General features: G+C 63.1%; 25 protein-coding genes. 10 read left to right on the top strand and 15 right to left on the bottom strand.

What is annotated here, in order from left to right:
* Positions 1 to 7: 7 nt before the first annotated feature.
* The 3 genes from ACFT1A_RS10110 to ACFT1A_RS10100 form a co-directional block, all read right to left on the bottom strand.
* A complete protein-coding gene (locus ACFT1A_RS10110; RefSeq protein WP_378446862.1) occupies positions 8 to 505 on the bottom strand; it encodes a hypothetical protein in 498 nt (165 codons plus the stop codon).
* Positions 506 to 616: 111 nt separating this feature from the next.
* Entirely contained in the window at positions 617 to 1,267 is a 651-nt protein-coding gene (locus tag ACFT1A_RS10105) for a pyridoxamine 5'-phosphate oxidase family protein (protein WP_378446861.1), read from the bottom strand.
* Between the two features lie 16 nt (positions 1,268 to 1,283).
* Complete coding sequence (locus ACFT1A_RS10100; protein WP_378446860.1) at positions 1,284 to 2,237, bottom strand: DNA-3-methyladenine glycosylase family protein; 954 nt, start codon at positions 2,235 to 2,237, stop codon at positions 1,284 to 1,286.
* A gap of 45 nt (positions 2,238 to 2,282) precedes the next feature.
* Between ACFT1A_RS10100 and ACFT1A_RS10095 the strand changes: the two genes are divergently transcribed.
* Positions 2,283 to 2,834, top strand: a complete 552-nt coding sequence (locus tag ACFT1A_RS10095; protein WP_317552080.1) for a ribonuclease H — start codon at positions 2,283 to 2,285, stop codon at positions 2,832 to 2,834.
* Between the two features lie 5 nt (positions 2,835 to 2,839).
* Here ACFT1A_RS10095 and ACFT1A_RS10090 read toward each other — a convergent pair whose 3' ends face one another.
* The 3 genes from ACFT1A_RS10090 to ACFT1A_RS10080 all read right to left on the bottom strand — a co-directional run bounded on the left by ACFT1A_RS10090 (position 2,840) and on the right by ACFT1A_RS10080 (position 5,584).
* Positions 2,840 to 3,838: an MDR family oxidoreductase gene (locus tag ACFT1A_RS10090; RefSeq protein WP_378446859.1), complete on the bottom strand. Its 999-nt coding sequence runs from the start codon at positions 3,836 to 3,838 to the stop codon at positions 2,840 to 2,842.
* 80 nt (positions 3,839 to 3,918) lie between these two features.
* Positions 3,919 to 5,052, bottom strand: a complete 1,134-nt coding sequence (locus ACFT1A_RS10085) for a 12-oxophytodienoate reductase (protein WP_378446858.1) — start codon at positions 5,050 to 5,052, stop codon at positions 3,919 to 3,921.
* 4 nt (positions 5,053 to 5,056) lie between these two features.
* A complete protein-coding gene (locus ACFT1A_RS10080) occupies positions 5,057 to 5,584 on the bottom strand; it encodes a nuclear transport factor 2 family protein (RefSeq protein ID WP_378446857.1) in 528 nt (175 codons plus the stop codon).
* A 125-nt stretch (positions 5,585 to 5,709) separates the two neighbouring features.
* On the opposite strand from ACFT1A_RS10080, the gene ACFT1A_RS10075 reads away from it, so the two are divergent.
* Positions 5,710 to 6,615 carry an amidohydrolase family protein gene (locus ACFT1A_RS10075; protein ID WP_378446856.1) on the top strand — a complete coding sequence of 302 codons (906 nt, stop codon included), beginning with the start codon at positions 5,710 to 5,712 and terminating at the stop codon, positions 6,613 to 6,615.
* Positions 6,616 to 6,658: 43 nt separating this feature from the next.
* Here ACFT1A_RS10075 and ACFT1A_RS10070 read toward each other — a convergent pair whose 3' ends face one another.
* Positions 6,659 to 7,402, bottom strand: coding sequence for an SDR family NAD(P)-dependent oxidoreductase (locus tag ACFT1A_RS10070; protein WP_283302923.1), 744 nt, complete (start codon positions 7,400 to 7,402; stop codon positions 6,659 to 6,661).
* 27 nt (positions 7,403 to 7,429) lie between these two features.
* Positions 7,430 to 8,368 (bottom strand): 3-oxoacyl-ACP reductase, encoded by a 939-nt coding sequence (locus ACFT1A_RS10065; RefSeq protein WP_378446855.1) that lies wholly within the window; start codon positions 8,366 to 8,368, stop codon positions 7,430 to 7,432.
* Positions 8,369 to 8,641: 273 nt separating this feature from the next.
* On the opposite strand from ACFT1A_RS10065, the gene ACFT1A_RS10060 reads away from it, so the two are divergent.
* Positions 8,642 to 8,785: a hypothetical protein gene (locus ACFT1A_RS10060; protein WP_378446854.1), complete on the top strand. Its 144-nt coding sequence runs from the start codon at positions 8,642 to 8,644 to the stop codon at positions 8,783 to 8,785.
* 68 nt (positions 8,786 to 8,853) lie between these two features.
* Positions 8,854 to 10,449, top strand: a complete 1,596-nt coding sequence (locus ACFT1A_RS10055) for an acyl-CoA synthetase (protein ID WP_378446853.1) — start codon at positions 8,854 to 8,856, stop codon at positions 10,447 to 10,449.
* A 56-nt stretch (positions 10,450 to 10,505) separates the two neighbouring features.
* On the opposite strand, the gene ACFT1A_RS10050 is transcribed toward ACFT1A_RS10055, so the two are convergent.
* The 3 genes from ACFT1A_RS10050 to ACFT1A_RS10040 form a co-directional block, all read right to left on the bottom strand.
* On the bottom strand, positions 10,506 to 11,753 hold the full coding sequence (locus ACFT1A_RS10050; protein ID WP_378446852.1) for an Nramp family divalent metal transporter: 1,248 nt from the start codon (positions 11,751 to 11,753) through the stop codon (positions 10,506 to 10,508).
* A 127-nt stretch (positions 11,754 to 11,880) separates the two neighbouring features.
* Positions 11,881 to 12,372: a nuclear transport factor 2 family protein gene (locus ACFT1A_RS10045; protein WP_003939809.1), complete on the bottom strand. Its 492-nt coding sequence runs from the start codon at positions 12,370 to 12,372 to the stop codon at positions 11,881 to 11,883.
* A 48-nt stretch (positions 12,373 to 12,420) separates the two neighbouring features.
* Positions 12,421 to 13,296, bottom strand: a complete 876-nt coding sequence (locus ACFT1A_RS10040) for a TIGR03619 family F420-dependent LLM class oxidoreductase (protein WP_378446851.1) — start codon at positions 13,294 to 13,296, stop codon at positions 12,421 to 12,423.
* A 138-nt stretch (positions 13,297 to 13,434) separates the two neighbouring features.
* Between ACFT1A_RS10040 and ACFT1A_RS10035 the strand changes: the two genes are divergently transcribed.
* The 4 genes from ACFT1A_RS10035 to bphC all read left to right on the top strand — a co-directional run bounded on the left by ACFT1A_RS10035 (position 13,435) and on the right by bphC (position 17,605).
* On the top strand, positions 13,435 to 14,343 hold the full coding sequence (locus ACFT1A_RS10035) for an IclR family transcriptional regulator (RefSeq protein WP_378446850.1): 909 nt from the start codon (positions 13,435 to 13,437) through the stop codon (positions 14,341 to 14,343).
* A gap of 76 nt (positions 14,344 to 14,419) precedes the next feature.
* Positions 14,420 to 15,289 carry an alpha/beta fold hydrolase gene (locus ACFT1A_RS10030; RefSeq protein WP_019745379.1) on the top strand — a complete coding sequence of 290 codons (870 nt, stop codon included), beginning with the start codon at positions 14,420 to 14,422 and terminating at the stop codon, positions 15,287 to 15,289.
* A 181-nt stretch (positions 15,290 to 15,470) separates the two neighbouring features.
* A complete protein-coding gene (locus ACFT1A_RS10025) occupies positions 15,471 to 16,649 on the top strand; it encodes an acyl-CoA dehydrogenase family protein (RefSeq protein WP_378446849.1) in 1,179 nt (392 codons plus the stop codon).
* 35 nt (positions 16,650 to 16,684) lie between these two features.
* Positions 16,685 to 17,605: a biphenyl-2,3-diol 1,2-dioxygenase gene (gene bphC / locus ACFT1A_RS10020; RefSeq protein WP_007732786.1), complete on the top strand. Its 921-nt coding sequence runs from the start codon at positions 16,685 to 16,687 to the stop codon at positions 17,603 to 17,605.
* A 64-nt stretch (positions 17,606 to 17,669) separates the two neighbouring features.
* On the opposite strand, the gene ACFT1A_RS10015 is transcribed toward bphC, so the two are convergent.
* The 3 genes from ACFT1A_RS10015 to ACFT1A_RS10005 all read right to left on the bottom strand — a co-directional run bounded on the left by ACFT1A_RS10015 (position 17,670) and on the right by ACFT1A_RS10005 (position 20,540).
* Positions 17,670 to 18,983, bottom strand: a complete 1,314-nt coding sequence (locus tag ACFT1A_RS10015; protein ID WP_378446848.1) for a bifunctional o-acetylhomoserine/o-acetylserine sulfhydrylase — start codon at positions 18,981 to 18,983, stop codon at positions 17,670 to 17,672.
* A gap of 38 nt (positions 18,984 to 19,021) precedes the next feature.
* The gene (locus tag ACFT1A_RS10010) at positions 19,022 to 19,537 is read right to left on the bottom strand and encodes an OsmC family protein (protein ID WP_007732784.1); all 516 of its coding nucleotides are present in this window, start codon (positions 19,535 to 19,537) and stop codon (positions 19,022 to 19,024) included.
* Between the two features lie 241 nt (positions 19,538 to 19,778).
* The gene (locus tag ACFT1A_RS10005) at positions 19,779 to 20,540 is read right to left on the bottom strand and encodes an enoyl-CoA hydratase-related protein (protein WP_378446847.1); all 762 of its coding nucleotides are present in this window, start codon (positions 20,538 to 20,540) and stop codon (positions 19,779 to 19,781) included.
* A gap of 116 nt (positions 20,541 to 20,656) precedes the next feature.
* Here ACFT1A_RS10005 and ACFT1A_RS10000 point away from each other — a divergent pair, with 116 nt between their 5' ends.
* Entirely contained in the window at positions 20,657 to 21,250 is a 594-nt protein-coding gene (locus ACFT1A_RS10000) for a TetR/AcrR family transcriptional regulator (protein ID WP_378446846.1), read from the top strand.
* Position 21,251: 1 nt separating this feature from the next.
* Here the strand turns inward: ACFT1A_RS10000 and ACFT1A_RS09995 are convergent, their stop codons facing one another.
* Positions 21,252 to 21,923, bottom strand: coding sequence for a TetR/AcrR family transcriptional regulator (locus tag ACFT1A_RS09995; protein ID WP_378446971.1), 672 nt, complete (start codon positions 21,921 to 21,923; stop codon positions 21,252 to 21,254).
* A 274-nt stretch (positions 21,924 to 22,197) separates the two neighbouring features.
* On the opposite strand from ACFT1A_RS09995, the gene ACFT1A_RS09990 reads away from it, so the two are divergent.
* A complete protein-coding gene (locus ACFT1A_RS09990; RefSeq protein ID WP_019745372.1) occupies positions 22,198 to 23,001 on the top strand; it encodes an SDR family NAD(P)-dependent oxidoreductase in 804 nt (267 codons plus the stop codon).
* The last annotated feature ends 25 nt before the right edge of the window (positions 23,002 to 23,026 follow it).

Below are 23,026 nucleotides of genomic sequence, written 5' to 3'. Positions count from 1 at the left end.
GCGGCTCTCAAGGAGTCGCGAAGAACTTCTCGACGGCCGGTGCAGCGTTCGGGTTTCCGTTGGTGATTCCTGCGCCGACTCCGGCAACCGTGCCGATGACTCCACCGACGATGCAGCCGGCGATGAAGTTCGGGAAGATCGACAGGCAGCCGATACCGACGCCGAGGTTGGCTCCGATCAGGGTCGACTGCAGGCCACCGTTGTTCCAACCGATATTGACCTCGTTGGCCATGGTGTCGAACGCGGCCTGCTTCGGATCATTGCCGGGAAAGAGCATCAACGCCGCCTGGCTGTTCGACTCGGCGGTCGGGGTCAGTAAGGGTTGGGACGGATCGAAGCCCGCATTCGGGGGCGCTGCGACGGCAGTGCCGGCTCCGGCGCCGACAGCGGCGACAACGAGAACGGACATCGTGAGAGTTCGGGACAGTTTCATGGGGACGGCCAATCTGTCTGTGTGGAACCGGTCGTGAATGGAGGCGGTGCAGTTCGTTAGCCAGAACTCCACCGTCAGGATCGATCGTGCGGACCTCCTCGGGCACAACGGGACCCGTCGTCTCCGCGCGACGGGCCGTGTTTGGTGGCTACCCGACTCCGTGTGCCCTGAAACCGCCTAGTCTCATTCGTTTTTCGACAAGCGTGCGCGCAGTTCTTCGACCTCGGCAGTAAGGCGATCGACCTCGGCTTGCAAGGGTTGGCGTGCCAGAGCGAGGGATTCGTCCATGCGTTCCTTGTCGAAGCGAGGCGTGATGTTTCGACTGCAGTTCCAGTCGAATGCTTCGACGTCGATGACGATGGAGCGCTGAGCTTTTGCCGTCATGGTGCCGCCGGGAACCTGCAAGAGTTGTTGCAGCAGTTCGGGGTCCTGTTCCGCTTCGATCACCTGCGCGCGCCCGTAGATCTTCAATCTCGTCCGCGTCGGGTAGTCGATGACGAACAGCGAGATGCGATTGTTCTCTTCCAGATTGCCGAGTGTCACGAATTGCTGATTGCCGGGCAGATCGGCGAATCCGATTCGATTCGGACCCAATACATGCAGGAATCCGCGCGGGCCGCCGCGATGTTGGACGTACGGCCAACCGTCGGGCGTCACCGTGGACATGAAGAAGGAATCCACGGATTTCACGAATCCCTGAGCGCGGAAATCGAATTCCATCGGGCCTTCGTCGGGCTGATCGAGTTTCGAACCGTAGACGGTGAAGCTACCGGTCGACCGCTGACGCTCCACCGCGGCGGGTGAGAAGGCGATGTGTGCGTATCGGGTCGACATTTTGCTCTCCTGGTGCTCAGTGCCAGCGGTGGTCGGCAACGGCTGTTCGCGGACCGAACTTGGGTTTGACTGCTTGACCGCTGACCTGCAGCAGTCGTACAGCGCGGTATCGATGCGGTTGGAGGGGAGCGAGGTACTGCACCATCTGGGCGTCGTCGATCGGTTCACCCAGCAGCGACCACCCGACGACCGCGGCGAGGTGATAGTCACCGACCGAGAGTGCGTCGGAATCGCCGAAGGCACGCTGCGCCACTTCGGCGGCAGTCCAGATCCCGACGCCGGGGACCGCTCGCAATCGTTTGGTCGCTTCCGCCCTGGAGAACGTGGATGCCTGCTCGAGGCGGTCGGCGACGCGAGCGCACTGAACGATCGTCTTGGACCTTGCGGGATCGACGTTCGCACGGTGGAACTCCCACGACGGCATTCGACGCCATTGGTCCGCGGTGAGTGGAACGCGCATTCCGTCGGGCGCGGGGCCGGGTGGGCGCTCACCGAACTTGGTCAACAGGCGGCGCCACGCGGCAAACGCGTCGATGCCGTGAACTCGTTGCTCGAGGATCGCTGGTACGAGAGCTTCCATGACGCGGCCGGTGCGGCCGATACGCAGATGAGGGAAGCGTCGATGGGCTTCGGCGAGCTTGGGATGTTCGGGAGCAAAATCTTCGGCTTCGTCGTCGAGACCGAGCAGCGCGTCGGCGCCTTCCAGTAATTCCGTGGCACCGGGACCCCACGCCTGCACGCGGACCGTGTGCCGATCCGACTGCGTGATGCGGTAGGTCACAGGACCCGAAAGTTGGCGGGAAACTCGCCAGATCGCTCCGTCGGCGGACCGCCGATGTGCGGGGTCGCCGGGTCCGCGCTGATGCGGGCTGAGCGTCAGCGCGGCATCGAGTGGTCGCTGAGAAGTCACCGTGACTTCGTCGGCCGGAGATAGCGGCGTCATCGAGGTCAGCGTATCGCCACCGTCCATCCTCCGTTAAGGCGTGTGTCGGTGGCGCAACGTATTGTCCGAGCCATGATCATCGTGAGCACCGACGGATCCTGTCTGCGAAACCCCGGTGGGGCTATCGGCTGGGCGTGGGTCAATCACGAGGGTCCGAGCATGTCCGGCGGAGAAGCGTCCGGCACCAACCAGATTGCCGAGTTGCGTGCCCTCTTCGAGGCCGTCGTCGCGCATCCGGGTGGGGATCCTCTGCTCATCGAATCCGACTCGCAGTACGCCATCAAGTGCGCGTCGGAATGGCTGCCGAGTTGGAAGCGCAAGGGATGGAAGACCGCGAGCGGTGGGGCGGTCAAGAATCTGGAACTGGTGCAGAGCATCGACCGAGCCATCACCGACCGTGTCGGACCGGTGCGCTTTCGCTGGGTGCGCGGGCATGTCGGCAACCACTACAACGAGATGGCCGACAAGTTGGCCGGCGAAGCCGCACGCGCCATCGTCTCGGGGGACATCGCGTCGGTCCCGCTTGCGGCGCCGGTGAAGAAGGAACCGACCGTCGTGAACTCCTCGTACAAAGAGAAGTCCACGACGGCCGAAGAACCGGCAGATTTGTTCACACTTTTCTGAGCGGTTCAGAAACCGTCGGCAACCTGAACCAGCGCCCGGCCCGTGTACTTGCCCTCGCGTACCTGATCGATCACCGAGACGACGTCGCGGACGGCAACGAGGTTCGTGATTTCCTTCAGATGACGTGGCGCAAGGTCGGAGCCCAGACGTGCCCACAGTGCACGACGGGGTTCGATCGGCATCAGTACCGAGTCCATACCCAGCAGTGAGACTCCGCGGAGAATGAACGGCAGCACGGTCGTAGGCAGCGCGGCGCCACCGGTCAATCCGCTGGCAGCGACAACACCGCCGTAATTGATCGTGCTCAGTACGTGGGCGAGGGTCTTTCCACCGACGCAGTCGACGGCCGCCGCCCACTGGGATTTTCCGAGCGGACGGGGCTTGGCGTCGGGATCCTCGGGGAGCCGGCCGATCACCGAAGACGCACCGAGAGACGTCAGAAGGTCTGCCGCACCGGGCTTGCCACTGGAGGCGACCACGTCGAAGCCTGCGCTTGCCAGAAGGTCGACGCTGACGGTGCCGACTCCGCCGCTCGCGCCCGTCACCAGTACCGGACCGTCGGCGGGCTTCACTCCGCCGGCCAGAATGGCTTGGACACTCATGGCGGCGGTGAATCCAGCCGTGCCGATTGCAGCAGCGTCGGCAGTGGAGATGCCGTCGAGCTTCACGATCCACTCGGCGGGCAGCCTGGCGATCTCCGCGTAGCCGCCGTTGCGGGCGGTCCCGATCTCGTACCCGTGGGCCACCACCTTGTCGCCGGGGGCGAAAGCGTCGGACTCGGAGGCAATGACCTCGCCGGCAACGTCGATACCGGGGACGATCGGGTAGTCGCGAACCACCCCGCCCTTCGGGGTGACCGCGAGGGCGTCTTTGTAGTTGACGCTCGAATACTCGACGCGAATCGTGACCTCACCTGCAGGGAGGAAGGATTCGTCGACGGTTTCGGGGGCGAAGTCGATGGTGCCGTCGCTGTCGCGGGCGACCCAGGCGTTGAAGGTAGTCATAGGTCGAACATAAAGGCCTTCGGCCCTGTGCGCCTTTTTGGTAGTCCGCACTACCAAAAAGGCGCACAGGGGCGGAGCCCCTAGATCAAGCTGCCCTCATGCACCGCTCGATCGAAAGCCGGCAGCGGACCGCCCGCGCGCAGGGTCGTCGCCAACGCAGGATCGGCGAGATGGAGACGGCCGATCGCGATCAGATCGAACTCACCACTGCCGATGCGCTCCTCGAGTTGCGGGATGTTGTCCACGACAGGTGCGACGCCTTCGATGCGACTGTCGCGCAGTGACTTTCCGATCCCGACGCTACCGACGGCCATCGTGACGGCACCGGTCAGCTTCTTTGCCCAACCGGCCAGTGAGAGGTCGCTGCCTTCGAAGGCCGGGACGTCGAAACGCCTGATGCTGGCGTCGAGGACGTCGACTCCGGCGTCGACCAGCGCACCCAGGATGACACCCAACTCCTCGGGAGTTTCCGCGATCTTCGCGGTGAAATCCTGCTGCTTGTGCTGCGAGAAACGGTAGATGATCGGCAGATCCGGGCCGATCGCCGCGCGGATTGCAGCGACGACGGCAGCCGGGAACTTGGTACGACGCTCCAGGTCGCCGCCCCACGCGTCGTCGCGCTGGTTGGTGCCCTCCCAGAAGAAGGAATCGAGGAGGTAGCCGTGACCGCCGTGGATCGCGATACCGTCGAAGCCGAGTTCGACAGCGTGCTTCGCGCTGCAGACGTAGGCGTCGATGACGTCCTGGATGTCCTGCTCGGTCATCGCCTCGGTGCTCGCCTGCGCGCGCTCGACGTAGGCAGCGGAGTACGAGGTGACGCCGAGCGGGCCCCATTCACCGGAGGGGCGCATCGGCTTGAGTGACGGGTCCATCTGCGTCATCGCGCCCCACAGCGGTCCGACGTGCCAGAGCTGAGGCACGATCTTGCCGCCCGCAGCGTGCACGTCGTCGACGACCTTGCGCCATCCAGCCTGCGCAGCAGGGGTGTGGAGGTTGGGGACGTTGGCGTGATCGACAGCAGTCTCGTGATCGATCGCGACGCCTTCGGTGACGATCAACCCGGTGCCGCCCTCAGCGCGTCGGCGGTAGTAGTCGGCAACGTCGCGGCCGGGCACACCCTCGATGGAGTACGTGCGCGTCATCGGCGACATGACTATTCGGTTGGACAGTTCGAGCGAACGGATGCGGAGCGGTTGGAACAGCGGGTTTGTCACTTCGTCACAGCGCTTTCATGAATCGGAAGAATCCGGGGTCCTGGTCGACTCGGAGTCGCGTCAGAGTTCGGTAGCTGATCAGCCACTTACCGTCTTCTTTGCGGTATTCCTCGTGGTAGTGGCCGTAGCCGTGCAGATGCAGCTCTTTCTCGCCGTCGTTCCACCACAACATGTCCTCCATTGCCCAGATACCGGTTGCGGTGGTGGGCGAGGTCAGCACGATTTCGGGGGTGTGCGCGTGGTGCGCTGTGGTGAGGGGGATGTCGCCGTCGAGCATGTTCCGAATTGCTGCGGTGAGCTTGTCGATTCCCACTACCTGGTTCGAGGTGTCACCGGTCTTGGGTTGCTTGTCTGTCGGGAGTCCGCCCCACGTCTCGCTGACGACGTCTGAGGTGTGCAGGGTTGGGTAGACGTGCCACTGCTTGGTGTCCATGCAGCGTAGGCGCGCGGCGAAGACACGCTTGATTTCCTCGATGGCGAGCAGTTCCTCGACGGCACTGATCGACTCCACTTCGGACTCGGTCTGAGACATTCAACCTCCAACAGTGATCGGCAATATGGGTTCACATTCGGGTGCTCGGGTCAGGCCGTCAACGACCTGTCCCGGTGAGCGCGACGGCACTCGGTATGGTCGAGCGAACGAAAGGGGTGTCAGACGTGTGTACCGAAGAGGTCCCATCGACCGGACCGGAAGAGATTGCCGAGGTTCGGGCTTTCTGGCGCGATTTGGGTGTTCCGGGTGTGATCGACGTCCATACCCATTTCATGCCGAAGAGTGTCATGGACAAGGTGTGGGGCTACTTCGATTCCGCGGGACCGATGATCGGTCGACCGTGGCCCATCGCCTACCGACTTGCCGAGGAAGAACGGGTACACCGTCTCCGCGAGTTCGGCGTCCGGGCTTTCACGTCGATGATCTACCCCCACAAGCACGCGATGGCCGAATGGCTCAACCAGTGGGCCGTCGAATTTGCCGCGCAAACACCTGATTGCCTGCACACGGCCACGTTCTATCCCGAGGAGTCGGCGGCGTCGTACGTCGGGAAGGCGTTGGAGTCCGGGGCGCGAATCTTCAAGTCCCACATCCAGGTCGGAAACTACGATCCGAACGATCCTCTGCTCGACAAGGTCTGGGGTCAGCTCGAGGACTCCGAGACGCCCATCGTGATTCACTGTGGTTCGGGACCGGCTCCGGGGGAGTACACGGGGCCCGATCGCATCGCTTCGCTGCTGGCACGGTACCCGCGCCTGCCGTTGATCGTCGCGCACATGGGGATGCCCGAGTACAGCGAATTCCTCGATCTTGCAGAGGCTTACGGCAACGTCCGCCTGGATACGACCATGGCGTTCACCGACTTCACGGAAGAGCAGTGCGCCTTCCCGAAGGCCGATGTTTCTCGGCTCGTCGACATGCAGGACCGGATTCTGTTCGGTAGCGACTTCCCGAACATTCCGTACCCGTATCTCACCGCCTTGCAAGCGGTTACGCGCTTCGATCTCGGTGACGAGTGGTTGCGAGCCGTTGTGCACGACAACGCTGCCAAGCTCTTCTCGGTGAGCTGAGCCCACCGAGAAGAACTTCGACTCAGCCGGTGAGGAGCTTCGCTCAGCGGAGTTTGATGCTGCCGCCGTCGGCCATCAAGGTCTGACCCGTCATGTACTTGGAGTCCTCGCTCGCCAGGAACACCACGACGGGAGCGATGTCGGTTTCGGGATCACCGATGCGTCCGAGAGGTACCTTGGCAACCGATGCGGCTGCGCGCTCAGGGAAGGCTTCCTGCCACTTGACGACGCCTTCGGTGGCGGCGAACGGGCAGACAACGTTGACCCGAATACCCTCTGGCGCCCACTCGTTGGCGACGACGCGCGTCAGGCCTCGCACAGCTTCCTTGGCTGCCGCGTAGGACGTCTGGGTGGGCATGCCGTCCAGGCCGGAGCCCGACGCGAAGTTGACGACCGAACCCTTGGTCTTCGCGAGTTCGTCGTGGCATGCCTGCATCAGGTGGACGACAGGGTAGAAGCCGGTGTTGAAGGACAGGTCGAACATGTCCTGCGTGGTTTCGAGCAACGGAGCCTGCCGGGACGCGTGAGCGTTGTTCACCAGGATGTCGAGCTTGCCGAAAGCCTCGAGCGCGGCGTCACGGATCTGCTCGGCAGAACCTGCGGCAGCAAGGTCGACGTTCAGGAATTTGCCGGCCCCGGCCAGTTCCTCCTCGAGTGCCTGGCCCTGCTCGTCGTTGATGTCGACGAACAGGACCTTCGCGCCTTCACGAGCGAAGACGCGGGTGATGGCACGACCGATTCCGCCGGCGCCGCCGGTGACGATCGCTACCTTGCCGTTCAACCTCATGAAAACGCTCCTCTTCGTAGGTGCTGCTTAAACTGTTGCGGTCTCGTCGACTGCAAGGGCAATCTTTTCGAGGCCGGCGATGCTGTAGGCAGCGTAGGTCTCGTACGGTCCGCGGCCTGAGAAGTAGGACGAGAGCTGGCCACCGAGCTCTTCGACCGTGAACGCGGATCCGGCTGCGTCGAAACGATTCTCGACCTTGGGTGCTTCCATCAACGCCACCATCTTGCCGTAGACGACAAAGACCTGGCCGTTGATCTCGTCGGAATCGGGGGATGCGAGGTAGCTGACCAGGGTCGCGACGCGCTCGGGCGCCAGCGGATCGAGACCGCTTACGCCGGTGTTGTTCTCGCCGAAGGCTTCTGCTGTCATGGCGGTGCGGGCGCGGGGGCAGATCGCGTTGGTGCGGACGCCGTAGCGGGAGAGGCCTGATGCGCTCGAGAGCGTCAGAGCGGTGATACCGGCCTTGGCTGCCGAGTAGTTGGGCTGTCCGGCGCTGCCGAAGAGGAAGGCCTCGGACGAGGTGTTGATGATGCGGCCGTATACCGGTGCGTCGGCTGCCTTGCTGGCTGCGCGCCAGTGGACTGCGGCTGCGTGCGAGGTGGCGGCGTGACCCTTGAGGTGCACGCGGATGACGTCGTCCCAATCGGATTCGGTCAGGTTGAAGATCATCTTGTCGCGCAGGATGCCTGCGTTGTTGACGAGGATGTCGAAGGATCCGAAGTTCTTGACAGCTTCTTCGATGATGCGCCCGCCGAGCGACCAGTCGGAGACGTCGCCGGTGATGGCGAGTGCCTGTCCACCTGCGGCCTTGATCTCGTCGACCACGTCGTTGGCCGCTGCGCCCATGTCGTTGACGATGACGGCTGCGCCGGCAGCGGCGAGTCCGAGTGCCTCGGCGCGACCCAGGCCGGCGCCGGCGCCGGTGACGGCGGCAACTTTGCCTTCCAAGCTCAGTGATTGCGTCATGTCGTGCTCCTTCGATCCGGTCTGGCGGTAAGTTCGGCAAAATTAGTATTCATTCTAATTTGAAGTCGAGAGTTCGGTTGCCGTTCCGAAAAAATCATTCGAACAAAATCAGAATTAGTTCTAGTTTTGAACACAAGTCTGGCCATCTGAGGGGCAGTCCCACTCAGCGGGAGCGGTGATCTGGGTCACGAGCCGTGCATGCCACCTTGGGGCGACGCGGCGATCCCACCGCGTACGCGCTTGCGTCACCACCGATCCTGTCCCGGAGCCATCATGGTTGTCGACACCCAGAAACGTCCCCACCCCACACCTCCGTCGGAAATCCTCACGGCGGGATCGGCTTTCGCGACCTCTGGTGGTGCGACGGGTGAATCCGCTCAGTTCCTGGCCGCATTCGTCGGCGCCAGGATCGGATAGTTCTCACCGCAAACGCAGTACGGTCGGCCCCGAATTCGCCGGGCCGGACATCAAGGAAGGCACCAGCAGTGTCATTGAATTTGGCAGATCTGTACGAGGGTATTTCGGATTTGATTCCGGACCGCACGGCACTCGTGTGCGATGGGCGTCGTCGTACCTACGTCGAACTGGACGAGGGCTCGAATCGCATCGCCCGCCACCTGGCAAGTGTCGGTGTCGGGCCGGGCGACCACGTCGCTCTGCATATGCGCAACAGCATCGAGTTCGTCGAAAGTTTGCTCGGTTGCCTCAAGATCCGCGCGGTCCCGATCAACGTCAACTATCGCTACGTCGACGCCGAACTGACCTACCTGTACAACGATTCGCAGTCGGCAGCTCTGATCGTGGACGAGGAGTTCGTTCCCGTCGTGGAGACGGTTCTCCCGGCCGTGCCGGGCATCAAACACGTCGTTGTCGTCGGCGAGTCGGCGGTCCGCGACATCGAAGGCGTCGACGTCGTTCGATATGCCGACGCTGCCGCGGAGCAACCCGCTACTCGTGACTTCGCGCCTCGCAGCAACGACGACCTGTTTGTCATCTACACCGGCGGCACGACGGGAATGCCCAAGGGCGTCATGTGGCGTCATGAAGACTTCTACTTCGCGGCGCTCACCGGCGGAAACCCGTTCGGTCCGCCGCATACGACTGCCGAAGCTCTGTTCGCCGCGGTGCCGAACGTTCCCGCGATGAACATGCTCAGCACCGCACCCCTGATGCACGGCGCGGCGTCGTACTCGCTGTTCACCGGATTCTTCATGGGCGCCAACGCAATCCTCATGGCGCGGTTCGACGCGAAGTCGACGCTGCAGCTCGCCGGGAGTGAGAAGGCCGTCTCCATCACCGTCGTCGGAGACGCGATGGCACGTCCGCTCGCAGACGAATTGGCAGCAAACGCAGCAGATTACGACCTCAGCACGGTCGGAATGGTCTCGTCCGGTGGAGCCTTGTTCTCGCTCTCACTGCGGGAGCAGCTCAAGTCGATGCTTCCGAACCTGGTGATCCGCGACGGATTCGGTTCCTCCGAGTCGGGCGTCGACGGCAATCTCGAGATCGGCGAAGACGGCCTGATGCGCATCGCCGCTCGCGACGAGACCCGCGTCGTGGACGAAAGGATGCGGCCGCTCGAGCCGGGATCTGCCGAGACCGGATACATCGCTCGCAGTGGTCACGTGCCGGTCGGCTACTTCAATGATCCGGTCAAGACCGCGGCTACGTTCCCGGTGATCGACGGTGTGCGGATGTCGGTACTCGGCGACGTCGGGCGAGTGGAAGCCGACGGCTCGATCGTCCTGCTGGGGCGTGGTTCTCAGTGCATCAACACCGGCGGGGAGAAGGTGTACCCGGAAGAGGTCGAACAGGCACTCAAGAGTCACCCGGCAGTGCTCGACGCTCTGGTCGCGGGAATTCCGGATGCGAAGTTCGGTGAGCGCGTCGCTGCGGTCATCACGACCCGCGAAGGCTTCGACGTCCCGGACGCTGCCGAGATCGGTGAGCATTGCGCGTCGCACGTTGCTCGGTACAAGGTGCCGCGCACTGTTGTCAGTGTGCCGTCGATCAGGCGCTCTCCCAGCGGAAAGGCCGACTATCGCTGGGCCAAGGCCACTCTCGCCGAGCAAGCCTCCTAATCCGGCCGGAGTCATCCAGCGCGTTTGTGAGGGACGCGTTGGGTGGCTCTGGTGCTCTAGCCTGTCACCGTCAGAACCAGCAGAGCGACGTTGAGCGCAACGATCAAACCCGCTGCAACCCATGCCGCGACGGTCGTGAGTGGGGCATTACGCGCGTCTCCCATGAGTTCGGGGTCCGAAGTCATACGCACCAGTGGGATGATCGCGAAGGGGATGCACAGGCTCAAGACCACCTGGCTGAGTACGAGTGCGAGAGTCGGATCGACGCCGAGTGCGAGAACGATCAGCGCCGGGATGAGAGTGACGATTCGGCGCGTGATCACCGGAATGCGAATGGCCAGAAGGCCATGCATGATCTCGGCGCCGGCCGCGCACCCCACGGAGGTCGACGCGAGTCCGGAGGCGAGGAGTCCGATCGCGAATACGACGGCCACACCAGGGCCGAGTGAATTCTCGATCGCGGCATGCGCGCCGTCGATGGTGTCGGTGCCGGGTACTCCGCGCAGTGCCGACGCGGCCAGGAGCAGCATGCCGATGTTCACGCCACCGGCGATGATCAACGCGACGACGACATCCCAACGCGTGACCTTGAGTAGTCGCTGCAATCGTGGCCCAGGTTTGATGTGGCCGTGGCGATCTCGAGCCAATGCGGAGTGCAGGTAGATCGCGTGCGGCATGACCGTGGCGCCGAGCATGCTGGCGGCGAGCAGTACGGTCTCGGTTCCTTCGAAGCGGGGGACCAGTCCGGCGACGGCTTCGCTACCGGATACGTCGGTGAAGGCGAGTCCGGTCAGGAAGCCGATCGTGATGATGGCCAGCAATCCCATAACCACGAACTCGAAAGTGCGCTGCCCGCGTCGACTTTGGATCGTCAGGATCACCATCGACACGCAACCGGTGATCAACCCACCGACGAAGAGCGGGACGTTGAAGAGCAGGTTGAGTGCGATGGCGCCGCCGATGACCTCGGCCACGTCGGTTGCGATCGCCATCATCTCGGCCTGGAGCCAGAACGCGCGACGGTTGTTCTTACGCAGGCGCTGACCCAGCATTTCGGGCAGGGATCTGCCGGAGACCAGCCCGAGTTTCGCGGACAGATACTGCACCAGGACGGCCATCGCGTTGGCGAGTACCAGCACCCAGATGAGGAGGTAGCCGTACTTCGCGCCGGCAGTCAGGTTGGCGGCGACGTTGCCCGGATCGACGTACGCGATGGCCGCGACGAACGCCGGACCGAGCAGGGCGATGGATCTCCCCGTAGGTCGTCGGCGCGGAGTCGTCGGCTCTTGCGTACTGGTGCTCATCGGTCTCCTGGTCGCACGTACTCGGACCTGCCGGTTCGAATATGTGAACTATAGAGTTCGGGGAGCCGAACTTTCAACCGCTGTGCGCGGTCAGTGACCGCAGAGACTCTCTAACCGCGCACAGGTGTCAGGCCGTCACTCCGGCAGCCAGCAGGGCGCGAGCCTCGGGTCGGCCGTCGAGGAGAGCGTTGGTGCGCAACTCGACCTTCCACTCGCCGTCAGTCTTGATCAGCTCCCAACGGTTTGCGGTGATGCGGAGGACCTTGAATCCCGTCGGGTTCTCGGGATCCTTGATGACCAACTGTGAATGGCAGGTAGCGACGGCCTTGTTGCCGTCGATGCGGATGTGCGCGGGCGTCATCATGTGCGCCGCGCCGTTCATGATCCAGTTCTGGTGAGAGGCGCTGTGAACCATGGCCCGCAGTTCGCCGCGGCCGTGCATCGCGCCGGTGTCGACGTCGTAGACACCGTCCTCGAGCCACAGGTTGGCGACTTCGTCGGCCGATCCGCTGTCGACGGCGGGGCTGTACGTGGTCAGCAGTTCGGTGATCGCGAGCTTGTCCTCGAGCAATTCCACTCGGGCGAGCAGGGATTCGATCAGGGCGGTCGAGTCGGTCATCGGTGGGTCCTTTGTCTAGGAAGGTTGATGGCTAGGAAGGTTGACGAATCAGGAGGTGGTGAAAGCGAAGCCCTCGGCGAGGGCGATTCGGTGAAGTTCTTCGAGTTGTTCGCAGTAGTGTTCTGCGCTTCGAGCGCCGATCGAGCAACTCGCGATGGTCGCCCCGGCGTCGTGGACGCGAGTCAAGGCGCGGACGGTGGATTCGGGATCGCCGAGGGGATCGAGCGGAGCGCCGGCGGGGAGGACGACGTCGAATCCGTCGGGGAGCGTCGTGGCGCCGAGCATTTCCTTCAGTTCGGAGAATCTCAGCCCGAACGGGACCCACCCGTCGCCGTGTGTGGTGGCCCGGCGCAACGATCTCTTGGTCCGGCCGCCGATCCACAGGGGCACACGTTTCTGGACGGCATGAGGTTCGACGACAAATCCGGAGTAGTCGTAGAACTCGCCGTGATACTCCGGAGTCGGCGTCGACAGCGATGCCCGAAGGGCGGCCAAAGCGTCGTCGGCACGCGCTCCTCGATCGGTGAATGGAGCATTTACGAGATCGAATTCTTGTTTCAGAGTCCCCACTCCGAGTCCGAGTATCAGGCGTCCGTTGCTGACGCGATCCAGCGTTCCGTAGCGCTTGGCGATCTCGAGGGGGTGGTGATAGCCCAGCACCAGCACCTGCGTCGCCAGCAGGATTCGTGACGTACGTGCGGCGAGAAAACCGAGGGTGGCGAGCGGATCCCAATAGGTTCCGCCACGTTCGGTGGCGATCTCTTCTGGAACCGCCACGTGTTCACTGCAGGTCAGATGGTGGAAACCGAGTCGATCCGCCGCGGCAGCGATTGTGGCAATCTCACCGATGTCAGCGCTCGCCTCCCACTCCGAACGTGTGCTCGGGTGCTGAATCAGGACCGGCGTGACGATTCCCAGGTGCATCGGGCGTTTATAGCCCTCCCGCACACGCGGCGGCAGGTGAATTACCGCTGATCGGGATCGAAAAGGTTGATTCACTTTCCAGAAACTGTGACCTGGGTTATAGTCGGTAGAATCAATTCCAGTTTTCGGGAGGCGTCCATGACCATCGTTGACATGAACGACACACTGTCCACCGTCCAGACCGCCGCCGGGCTACCCAAGAAGGATCTGCCGCCGTCGATGGTCGAGCGGATGACACTGATTCTCGACGCCTTCGACGGCCGCGCCGCACGGCTGACGCTGGAAGAGGTCGCGTGCCGCACTCAGTTGCCGCGGTCCACCGTCCACCGCATTCTCGATCAGCTCGTCAAACTGGACTGGGTTGATCACGCGTCGTTCGGCTACTGTCTCGGGCGCCGTGCACTCGGCCTCGGTGGTGGCGACGGCGGCCACAGCCAGATCCGCGAAGCCGCAGCGCCGCTTCTGCACGAGTTGCACCTGCAGACCGGCATGGTTGTTCATCTGTCGGTGCTCGACGGGCGCGAGAGTGTCTACCTCGACAAGGTCGGCGGGCGGTTCGCCGCGGCGCTGCCGTCCCGCGTCGGCGGCCGAGTACTCGCCCATTCGACGGCCGGAGGCAAGGCGATGCTGGCGTGGATCGACCCCGAGCGTGTCGACGCTCTGTTCGGGTCGGCTCTTCCCCGCTGCACCGAGAACACGATCACCGACGTCGCGGTGCTCCATCAGGAACTGAACCGGATCCGTCAGCGTCGGGGACTGGCCTTCGAGCGCGGTGAGTCGGCGCGTGGGGTCGCTTGTGTGGCGTCGGCAATTCGCGGACACGAGGGTCCTGTCGGCAGCATCGCGTTGTGTGGGGACATGCGGACCGCTCAGCTCGAGCGAGTTGCTCCGCTGGTCGTCGACGCGGCTCGCGAGGTCTCCCGCACGCTGTACCCCGAACTGGGCGCTCCCCGCCGTGGCCGCAAAACCCCTCCTGTTCCGACCAATACGTTCTCCGCTGAGACGATGGATCGCTTGCTGGCAGCGTCGTCCGACCACTGGATCTGACGTATTTTGACCGACTTGTCTCGCTGATCGGGACGAGTCATAGCAGCTCAGCGGTACTGATGGCACCGTTCGGACCATGACGACTGAACTGAGCTACGAGGGAACCCTGAAGGAACTGCAGACCGATCTCGGTGTGCTCCGGTACCACGAAGCCGGCGACGGCCCGCCGCTCCTGCTGCTGCACGGATCGGGCCCTGGAGTCACCGGTTGGCGTAACTACCGCGGCGTTCTCGCGGACTTCGCGGAGCACTTCCACTGCTACGTTCTCGAGTTTCCCGGATTCGGCGTCAGCGATCCCGGCCCCGACCATCCGATGATGATGGCGCAGGCATCGGTCGGCATGTTCCTCGACGGACTGGGCCTCGGACCGGTCCACATGATCGGTAACTCCATGGGCGGCATCGTCGCCACCAAGGTTGCGATCGACGAGCCCCATCGGGTCAGCAAGCTCGTCACCATCGGCGGCATGGGCAAGAACACCTTCTCTCCCGGCCCCGGTGAAGGCATCAAACTCCTCATGGAGTTCACCGACAACCCCACCCGCGAAGCTCTGGTCCGTTGGTTGCATTCGATGGTCTTCGACCGTGCAGTTGTCACCGAGCAGCTCATCGAAGAGCGTTGGGCCCTCGCCACCGAGCCGACGACGCTCGAGATCGCCCGCCGTATGTACAGCAGCAAGGCCATGGCAGCTATGGGCGCGGCTGCTGCTGCATCGACCGCCGTGCCGTACTGGGCGCAGCTGAACAAGATCAAGGCGCCGACGCTGTTGACCTGGGGGCGCGATGATCGCGTCAGCCCCGTGGACATGGCGATCCTGCCGATGCGCGACATCCCCAACGGCGAAGTTCACATCTTCCCCAACTGCGGACACTGGACGATGATCGAGGCCCGCGACGCTTGGGTTGCGTCCGTTCTGGCATTCCTTACCCGGCCTGAAGGCAAGTAGGGGGCTTCGCCCCCCGTGCGCCTTTTTGGTAGCCCCCACTACCAAAAAGGCGCACAGGGGGTGCTCCCACTCACCGGGAAGCGTTTCTGCACTTCGGCGGGCTCCCTGCCACCGTTTCATCAACAGATTTTCATTCTGCCTAGGCGCTCGCCGGGTACCGAAACCAGAAAGCCGGAAGATCATGGGTCAGGTTCTAGACAACATTTCACAGTTCGCCGACGAGATCCGCGCCGACGGAGTCGAGGGCGACAAGCTGATGCGCTTGACGGACGGCAGCGCGAAGCGACTGCGCGACTCCGGCGTCATCCGGATGTTCCAGCCGAAGGAGTTCGGCGGGCTCGAGGCGCATCCGCGTGAATTCGCCGAGACGGCAATGGCTATCGGCGCGATGGACGGTGCCACCGGCTGGGTCAGCGGTATCGTCGGTGTCCACCCGTGGGAGCTTGCGTTCTTCGACAAGAAGGCTCAGGAAGAGGTCTGGGGAACCGATCCCGATACGTGGATGGCGTCACCGTACGCGCCGATGGGTGTCGCGAGGCCGGTCGAGGGCGGGTACATCCTCAACGGCCGCTGGTCGTTCTCCTCGGGAACCGATCACTGTGACTGGATCATGATCGGTGCGATGGTCGGTGACGAGACCGGCAAGCCGCTGATGCCGCCGAAGCACCTGCACGTGCTGTTGCCGCGCTCCGATTACGACATCGACCAGGACAGCTGGAACGTCGTGGGCCTGCGCGGAACCGGTTCGAAGGATCTGATCGTCAAGGACGCGTTCCTGCCCACCTACCGCACGATCGACGCCGGAAAGGTGTACGACGGAACGGCATGGAAGGAAGCGGGCCGTACGGAGACGTTGTACAAGTTCCCGTTCTCGTGCATCTTCCCGCTCGGTATCACCTCGTCGTTGATCGGTATCGCCGAAGGTGCGTTGGCGTGCAACTTGGCTGCGCAGCGTGAGCGGGTGACGGTCAGTGGTGTTCCGATCAAGGAAGATCCGTATGTGCTGTTCGCGATCGGTGAGGCGGCTGCCGAGATCGCTGCTTCTCGGGCTGCGATCTTGGAGACGGTGGATCGTTTCTGGGACATGACCGAGAAGGGGCAGGAGGTTTCGTTCGAGCTTCGTGCGATCGGTCGGCGTACGCAGACTGCTGCGGCGTGGCGGGCGGTGCGGGCGGTGGACGAGATATTTGCTCGTTCCGGTGGTGGCGCTTTGCAGTTGAACACGCCGATGCAGCGGTTCTGGCGTGATGCTCATGCCGGTCTGGCGCATGCGATTCACGTGCCCGGTTCCATTTTCCATGCGTCGACGCTCTCGCAGCTCGGTGGCGAGCCGCAGGGCATCCACCGCTCGATGATCTAGTCCCACACACATTCTCGAAGCAAGGACGGTTAGGCATGACTGAAATTCGGGGCTTGGGATATCTCAGGATCCAAACGCAGGACGTGGCTCGCTGGCGCGAGCTCGTGGTCGACGGACTCGGCCTCGCGGTCGGTAGTGGCCCGGAAGCCGACGGCCTCTACTTGCGCCTGGACGAGCGTCGTGCGCGACTGATCGTCCTGCCCGGCGAGACGGACAAGGCTCTCGCAGTGGGCTGGGAAGTGCGAGATCAGTTCGCGCTCCAGCGTGTTCGTGAAGCGGTCGAGAAGGCCGGAGTCGAGGTCGAAGTTCTCTCCGAGGTCGACGCCAGCTACCGCGATGCCGAGCAGGTCATCGCATTCGACGATCCCAACGGCAACCGCGTCGAGGTGTTCTTCGGACCGGTGCTCGACCACAGCCCGTTGGTGACCCCGCACGGCGGCCGTTTTGTCACCGGCGATCAGGGCCTCGGCCATGTGGTGCTTCCGGTTACGCGTTTCGACGAGGCATACACCTTCTACACCGAGGTGCTCGGATTCCTCCCGCGCGGTTCCATCCGTCTCGGCGGAATCGACGCGCCGCCGCCGGCCCGTCGAGTCCGTTTCATGGGTGTCAATCAGCGTCACCACAGCCTTGCGCTGTGCCCGGCGCCGCCCGTGGACGAGCCCGGTCTCGTGCACTTGATGATGGAAGCCGAGACTCTCGACGCTGTGGGTCAGGCTCTCGATCGTGTTGCCAAGCTCGGCTTCTCGATCTCCTCGACGTTGGGTCGCCATACGAACGACAAGATGGTGTCGTTCTACGTGCGTGCACCGGGTGGCTGGGATCTGGAGTTCGGGTGCGAGGGCATGCTCGTCGACGAAGCCTTCTACACCGCTGAGGAAATCACAGCGGACAGCTACTGGGGCCACGACTGGTCCGACAGTGAACCGCTGGCTGCGTTCACTCCCAAGAGCTAGCTCTTACGCAACGGAAAAGCTCGGCCCCAATGCATATCGGGGCCGAGCTTTTTCGTGTGCTCGATCAGGAAGCTGCTGCTGCCAAACCGGTTTCGAGGTCGGCGAGAATGTCGTCGATCCCTTCGATGCCAACCGCGAGGCGGACGAGCCCCGGGGTGACGCCCGAAGCGAGCTGCTCTTCGGGAGTGAGCTGCGAGTGCGTCGTCGACGCGGGGTGGATGACGAGTGAGCGAACGTCACCGATGTTGGCGACGTGGCTGTGCAGTGTCAGGGCGTTGACGAACTTCTTGCCCGCATCGACACCACCTGCAAGCTCGAATGCGACGATTGCACCGGTGCCCTTGGGCGCCAGCTGCTTTCCGCGCTCGTGCCACGGCGAGGAGGGCAGTCCGGCGTAGGCGACCGAGGTGACCTCGGCGCGGCCGTCGAGGAACTCGGCAACATTCTGTGCGTTGGACACGTGGCGCTCGATGCGCAGGCTCAAGGTTTCGATGCCCTGCGAGATGAGGAAGGCATTGAACGGCGCGATCGCCGAACCGAGGTCGCGGAGAAGCTGGACGCGTGCCTTGAGCGCGTAGGCGGGCGCGCCCAGGTCGGCGAAGGTGACGCCGTGGTAGCTGGGATCCGGGGTGGTGAAGTTGGTGTGGCGTCCCTGAGTCCAGTCGAAGGTGCCACCGTCGACGATGACGCCGGCGATCGCGGTGCCGTGTCCGCCAAGGTATTTGGTGGCGGAGTGGACGACGATGTCAGCGCCGTGCTTCAGCGGCTGAATGAGGTAGGGCGTTGCGACGGTGTTGTCCACGATCAGCGGGATGCCGTTCTCGTGGGCGACCGCACTGATACCGGGAATGTCGAACACGTCGTTCTTGGGGTTGGAGATGGTTTCGCCGTAGAACGCCTTGGTGTTCGGACGGATGGCCGCACGCCAGTGCTCGAGATTGTCCGGGTCTTCGACGAAGTCGACGGTGATACCCAGCTTGGGCAGCGTGTAGTGGAAGAGGTTGTACGTGCCGCCGTACAGACGAGGGCTGGAGACGATGTGGTCGCCGGCCTCGGCAATGTTGAGGATCGCGAAGGTCTCGGCGGCCTGACCGGACGCAACCAGCAGAGCTGCGACTCCACCTTCGAGGGCGGCGATGCGCTGCTCGACGGCATCCTGCGTCGGGTTCATGATGCGGGTGTAGATGTTGCCCGGCTCGGCGAGGCCGAAGAGCGCTGCCGCGTGGTCGGTGTTGTCGAAGACGTAGCTGGTGGTCTGGTAGATCGGCAGTGCCCGAGCGTTGGTGGCGCTGTCCGGGCCCTGTCCGGCGTGGACCTGCTTGGTTTCGAACGACCAATCGGCGGTCGGATCGGTGTCGACGGGGGTGTTCTCGCTCATGAATTCATACTCCGTGGTGAAGGGTGGGTTGATGCGGGTCAGGCGGTTTCGACGACTGTATGCACTGGGACGGGATTGCGGGTGAGATCGAGTACGGGGCAGTGGGCGTCGACCGTCTCCTGCAGCTCCAGGTAGCGCTCGCGAGTTTCCGGACCGGTCAGGGTGACGACCACGCGGACCTCGGAAAATCCCGGACGGACCGCGTCGTCGAAGCCGAAGAATCCACGAACGTCGAGATCGCCTTCGGCTCTGGCCGAGATGTCGTCGAGCGCGATACCGAGTTTGTCGGCCCAGACGCGGTAGGTGACCACCTGGCAGGACAGAAGAGAAGCGAGGTAGTACTCGACTGGATTGGCTGCGGTGTTCTCGCCGCCGAGGGCCGGTGGCTCGTCGACCTCGACGCTGTACTTACCGAGAGAAATGGTGCTGGCAACGGCGTCGTGCGCCTGGGCGGAAGCCTTGAAGACGACGTGCGCTTTGCTCGCGTCCTTGTCGATGGCGTCGGCGTTGGCTGCTACGACGGAACTCAGGTGGGAGATGGAAGCGGTGGTCATGACAGAAATGTCCCCTGATCTGGGCGTACATACGAGTATCGACGCGAGCGGCGCTCACGTCGTAGGTCCGATCAGAAGATCGGACACCCGGAGGTACAGACATGCGCAAAGTCGACGTGGCGTCGCCGCGTCAGCAGCGTGCCCGTCTCGTATGCGCCAGTTCCCGTCACAGGAGAGACTGTAACCGGTTCACACCCTTTCCGACCAGATGTATAGGAAATCTGTCTCGGATCGTGGTCCGTCATGTAGGCGACAGTCCGCTCCACCGGGGTGTCCGACGACCCGCAAAAGCGTCGAGTCCTTCGGCGATGTCCGGTGAACGCAACACTGCTTCCTTGGCATCGTCGGTGACGTTCCATCCGACGGCATCGGCTTCGGCGTAGAGAGCGTCGATCGCCTTCAGGGTCAAGCTCACCGAGGTGGGGGAGGACTCGCAGATCTCGGCCGCCATCACCAACGCCTCGTCGAGTGCCTTGCCTGGCGCAGTGACCACGTTGACGACGCCGAGGTCCCTGGCCCGTTCGGGATCGAGTGTGCGGCCGGTGATCAGGAGTTCGCGGGCGATGTTGATCGGAAGTGCCCGAGGTGCCCGAAAGAGTGCACCGGACGTTGCAACCAAACCGCGCTTGGTTTCGGGAAGGCCGAATTGTGCTGTGGCGGAGGCGACGATGAGATCGCAGGCCAAAGCGATTTCGAAACCTCCACCCAGTGCGTATCCCTCGACGGCAGCAATCAGAGGCTTGTTCCGCTGACGCCGGATCACCCCGTACTCACCGCCGCGGGGCATGCGAAGGTCGGCTCGTTCGCGGATATCGGTTCCGGCGCAGAAGATGTTGGGGGTTCCGGTGATGATGCCGACCCACAGGGACGGGTCGTCGTCGAGGAGGTTCAGTGCGTCTTCGATTCCCTCGGCAGTTTCGCGATTGATCGCGTTACGACGTTCTTCGCGTTCGATCCTGACGATGAGGACGCGGTCGTGGCGTTCGGTGGAAACAGTCGACATAATTGGACTGTAGTCCATCTATCGAAGGGGTGGTGCGTTACCCGACGGTGCGGACATTGGACACATTCCGGACTGTGGCGAAGACTGTGTGCTGAGGCGGAGAAAGGCAGGTCGACGTGATTTCCAAACGAGAACAGAACAAGCGCGATACCAACGACAGGTTGCTCTCGGCTGCTCGAATTCTGTTCTCGGCACAGGGTTTCGCCAGCACGACTGTCGACGACATCGCCGAGCGCGCCGAGGTGTCGCGAGCCACCTTCTTCAATTACTTCCAGGGCAAGGACTCGGTTCTCGAAGCGCTGCACAGTGATCATCTCGATCAGCTTGCGGCACTGGTGGATCAGCTCATGGAGTCGCCGATGCCGACCGCTGATCGGATCTCCAGGATCTTTCAGGACTTTGCGCAACAGGCGATCATGCATCCGCGCTATCTGCGCATGGTGACTGCAGAACTCGAGCGCGACTTCGCCTCCTCCGGAGCGGGGGCGGCCCACGATCATCGGTTCCACGTGGAACTTCTGCGGATCGTCACTGCCGGGATCGAAGCCGGCGAAGTGCGATCGGACTACCCGCCGCTGTTTCTCGCGCAGATGATCGGCGGTACGTACGGCGCGTTGGTTCGCTTCTGGCGGCAAGACGCCGACTACGACGTGGTCGGCGAATTCGATCGCGGAGCCAGGTACGTCGCGGAAGGCATCGCTGCTCGCTGACTCAGGGAGTGGGCACTACCAGGGGCAGCATCTGCTGGACGCTCTCCGAAAGATAGTTCGCAGCAGTCTGATCGCCGGACAGATGACGCAGCAGACTCTGCTGGAACAGGCCGTCGAAAATCGCGTACATCGCCGGCGAGGTGACCGAGGGCTCCACGTCGAGAAGCTCGGCATAACGAGAAACGATGCGCCAGATCATGTTTTCGAGACTCTCGTCGATCGCGGCGACGTCGGCTCGGAAGGACTCCTCGAACATCGACTGCGCGCGCAGGTCGTACCAGAGGCGGTGCATCGTCGGTTCGTCGATCATGGTCTCGGCGAGCAGTGCCCCGAAACCGGTTTTCAGTTCCTCCGGCGTCCGGGCGGTGGCGACGATGCCGTCGTAGCGGGTGACACAGCGCGCCTTGTAGTGGCGGACGCAGTGGGTGATCAGGTCGACCTTGTCGCTGAAGTAGTAGTGCAGGACGCCGTGTGAGAACTCCGAATTCTGGGCAATTTCGCGCAGACTGGTGCGCGCGTAGCCCAGTTCGGCCAGCGTTTGCAGTGCGGCCTCGGCCAGTTGATCGCGCCGCTCGGAGAATTTGTCGACCTGACGACGTGACACCTTGTCGGCGTTGGACCGCTTATCTGTGTTGGACCGCTTATCCGTGTTCGACCGCTTATCCGAAGCGATAGGTGCAGCCTTTTTCCCTGCCTCACTAGGCTTCTCGACTGTCGTGGTCACGATGGCACGTCCTGTTCCCTGCGATTTCCACAGCGGCACGATCGCCGCGTCCGAATCAGTGTAACCCCTGGTCTTTGACGAGCGTGTAACAAAATCTTGACAGTCGTCAAGATTTCTCTTGACACTCGTCCAAAGTTGAATACTCTGTGACTCACACCACTTGGCAGCGTCGCTGTGAACGGTGGCATCGCGAGAGTCGTTTCAGTCATGGAGGCAGTCGAAAATGAGCGTGTTTGATCTCGAGGGACGAAAAGCACTGGTCACAGGTGGTGCCAAGGGGCTCGGAGCCGGAATGGCTGAGGCGTTGGCGAAGGCGGGAGCGTCGGTGATGATCGGCGACGTTCTCGAAGACGAGGGTCGCGCCACCGCGGAAGCCGTCGGTTCGGGCGGAGTCAAGACCGGCTTCGTGAAGCTGGACGTCACCGACGACGCCAACTGGGAAGAAGCAGTTGCGGCAACCGCGGAGACTTTGGGCGGCTTCGACATCCTCGTCAACAACGCCGGCATCGAAATTTCCTCGCTGGTGGTGGACCTCGATCCGGGCGACATCCGCCGCATGTGTGAGGTCAACATCCTCGGAACGGCGCTCGGAACCAAACACGGGCTGCGCAGCATGCGTCCGGGTGGCGTCGCCGGAACCGGCGGATCCATCATCAACATTTCGTCGGTGGCAGCAACCATTCCATTTCCCGGCATCAGTGGTTACTCCGCGACCAAGTCCGCGGTCGACCGCTTCACCAGGGTTGCTGCAGCCGAGTCGGGAAAGCTCGGCTACGGAGTCCGCGTCAACTGCATCTACCCGGGTCTCGTTGCCACGGAGATGGGTCTCGGGCTCGCAGCGGACATGGAGAAGCTCGGCCTCTGGCCCAGTGCCGAAGCAGCCGTCGGCGACGTCATCGGCCTCACCCCGCTCGGCCGTCTCGGCGAAGTGAACGACATGGCGGACGCCGTGGTGTTCTTGTCCTCCGACGCCGCACGATTCATCACCGGTATCGGCCTCCCCGTCGACGGCGGCATGGGCATGTAACGCGCCCCCCCAATTCGTACGTACA

This window comes from Rhodococcus sp. NPDC057135, assembly GCF_042670865.1.
Taxonomy (GTDB): Bacteria; Actinomycetota; Actinomycetes; order Mycobacteriales; family Mycobacteriaceae; genus Rhodococcus_F.
The sequence above is the reverse complement of the archived record's forward strand: the minus strand, read 5'-3'. Positions and strand labels throughout refer to the sequence as shown.